This is a genomic window from Lysobacter xanthus (genome assembly GCF_047159895.1).
Genome location: NZ_BAAGAB020000129.1, coordinates 1 through 2,655, shown reverse-complemented (window position 1 = coordinate 2,655; position 2,655 = coordinate 1). Strand labels below are relative to the sequence as shown.

Below are 2,655 nucleotides of genomic sequence, written 5' to 3'. Positions count from 1 at the left end.
GGAGTTCAAGCTGAAGCACGAGTCGCCGCAGATGGTGGTGCTCGCGGTCGACGGCAGCGCCTACACCGGCGGCGCGCACGGTATGCCGATGATCCAGCGCTGGGTGTGGTTGCCGCCGCAGAACCGACTGCTGACCGCGGCGGAACTGTTCCCGCAGCCCGAGAGCTGGCAGCAGATCGCGGGCGACGTGCGTACGCAGCTGCAGGCCGAGCTGAAGCAGCGCCTCGATGCCGACGAGGTGCCTGGCCCCGAACGCGCCGCGGCCATGAAGTCGGCGACGGCGATGATCGACGGCGGCACCGAGCCCGGTCCGGACGACTTCGCCGTGTTCGAGCCCGTGCTGGATGCCGACGGCAAGATCACCGCCCTGCGCTTCGTCTTCCCGCCGTACCAGGTGGGCGCCTATGCCGAAGGCATGCACACGGTCGACCTGCCGGCCTCGCGCCTCGTGCAACAGGTCGCGCCCGCGTACCGCGGCCTGTTCGAGGCGATGGGCTGACGTGCCGGGGCGCGCCGGGCCCTCGACGGAACGCGCGGGCCGTGCCCGGGCGCCGCGCGTCGAACGGTTTCCGGACGTCCCGGAAGGCACCGCGCCCGAGCCGGTCGGTCGCGGCCTGAAAGCGCTGCGCGAGGCCGCGGCCGCCTGCAAGCGCTGCGACCTGTGGCGTCCGGCGACGCAGACCGTCTTCGGACAGGGCCCGGCACGCGCGCGGATCCTCGTGGTCGGCGAACAGCCGGGCGACCGCGAGGACCTCGCCGGCGAGCCCTTCGTCGGCCCGGCCGGCCAACTGTTCAACCGCGCGCTCGAGGAGCTCGGCATCGAGCGCGATTCGCTGTACCTCACCAATGCGGTGAAGCACTTCAAGTTCGAATTGCGCGGCACGCGGCGGATCCACAAGACGCCGAATCCCGCCGAGCAGAAGGCGTGCCACCTCTGGCTCGAGCGCGAACTGCAGGTGGTGAAGCCCGAGGTCGTCGTGGCGCTGGGTGCTATAGCGGCCAAGGCGATCTTCGGATCGAAGTTCTCGCTGATGAAGCAGCACGGCCGCTGGCAGTCGCTCGCCGACGGCCGCCGGGCCTTCGCGACGATGCATCCCTCGTGGGTACTGCGGCAGAGCGACCGCGAGGAGCGCGAGATCGCCTACCGCGGGTTCCGCGACGACCTCGCGCTGTTGACTACCCTGGACGACGCCGACTGAGCGGCCGTAGCGGGCGTCTCACAGGCTGATACGCGGACGGGCCACGATGGGGGTCGAGCAGCCCGGAGCCGGCCGTGAAGACGATCGACAAGCTGGCCATCCTCGCCGACGCGGCGAAGTACGACGCGTCCTGCGCGTCCAGCGGCGGCAAGACGCGGGACTCATTGGGCACGGGGGGCGTCGGCAGCACGGGCGGCATGGGCATCTGCCACTCGTACACGCCGGACGGCCGCTGCGTCTCGCTGCTGAAGATCCTGCTGACGAACTTCTGCGTGTACGACTGCGCCTATTGCGTCAACCGCCGCAGCAGCAACGTGCAGCGCGCGCGCTTCGCCACCGACGAGGTGGTGCGCCTCACGCTCGACTTCTACCGCCGCAACTACATCGAGGGGCTGTTCCTCTCGAGCGGCATCATCCGGAATGCCGATTATACGATGGAGCAACTGGTGGAGGTCGCCCGCTCGTTGCGCGAGGACTACGCCTTCGGCGGCTACATCCACCTGAAGACCATTCCTGAGGCCTCGCCCGAGCTGCTCGCCGCCGCGGGCCGGCATGCGGACCGGCTCAGCATCAACGTCGAGCTGCCGACCGAGGGTGGCCTCGCCACTCTGGCGCCCGAGAAGACGACGTCGAGCATCCGTGGCGCGATGGGCCAGCTGCGCTGGCGCATCGACGAATCGAAGGAAGACCGCGCGAAGAGTTCGCAGGCACCGGTCTTCGCGCCGGCGGGGCAGAGCACGCAGATGATCGTCGGCGCCGACGACGCGGACGACCGCAGCATCCTCGACACGAGCGCCAACCTCTACGGCAACTACCGGCTGCGGCGGGTCTATTACTCGGCCTTCAGCCCGATTCCCGATGCATCCACCGCGCTTCCGTTGAAGTCGCCGCCGCTCGTGCGCGAACACCGCCTGTACCAGGCGGACTGGCTGATGCGCTTCTACGGGTTCGCCGTCGACGAGATCGCACCGCGCGAGGCCGGCGGCGGCATGCTCGACCTCGACGTCGATCCGAAACTCGCCTGGGCACTGCGCAATCCCGAGTCGTTTCCCGTCGACGTCAACACCGCGCCGAAGGAGATGCTGCTGCGGGTGCCGGGCTTCGGGACGAAGACGGTCAAGCGCGTGCTGTCGTCGCGACGCTTCGCGCGGATCCGCCTCGACGACCTCGCACGGCTGGGCGTGAGCCTGCGCAAGGTGCTGCCGTTCGTGCAGACGCTCGACCATCGCCCGCGCGGCGAGCTCGACCGCCCCGAGCGGCTGCGTGCCGCACTCGCGCCGCCGCCGGTGCAGGCGGCGCTGTTCTGACATGTGGCGCGCGACGGTCGAGCCGGCGTGGGACCTCGCGGCGTGGCGCGATACCGCCCGGCACGCCTTGCGTGCGCGCGTCGCGCCCGACGCGCTCGACTGGGGCGTGGAGGGCGGCGGACTGCTCGGCGCTCCGCCCGTTTCGGAGG

3 protein-coding genes are annotated in these 2,655 nt (G+C 70.4%); all 3 read left to right on the top strand.

Annotated features, from left to right (window positions below; all coding sequences use genetic code 11):
* On the top strand, window positions 1–499 hold a 499-nt coding region (locus tag ACY35P_RS15320; RefSeq protein WP_462116699.1), incomplete at its 5' end, for an RsiV family protein.
* Window position 500: 1 nt separating this feature from the next.
* Window positions 501–1,199 carry a UdgX family uracil-DNA binding protein gene (locus ACY35P_RS15315; protein WP_462116698.1) on the top strand — a complete coding sequence of 233 codons (699 nt, stop codon included), beginning with the start codon at window positions 501–503 and terminating at the stop codon, window positions 1,197–1,199.
* 74 nt (window positions 1,200–1,273) lie between these two features.
* The gene (locus ACY35P_RS15310; protein ID WP_462116697.1) at window positions 1,274–2,506 is read left to right on the top strand and encodes a putative DNA modification/repair radical SAM protein; all 1,233 of its coding nucleotides are present in this window, start codon (window positions 1,274–1,276) and stop codon (window positions 2,504–2,506) included.
* The last annotated feature ends 149 nt before the right edge of the window (window positions 2,507–2,655 follow it).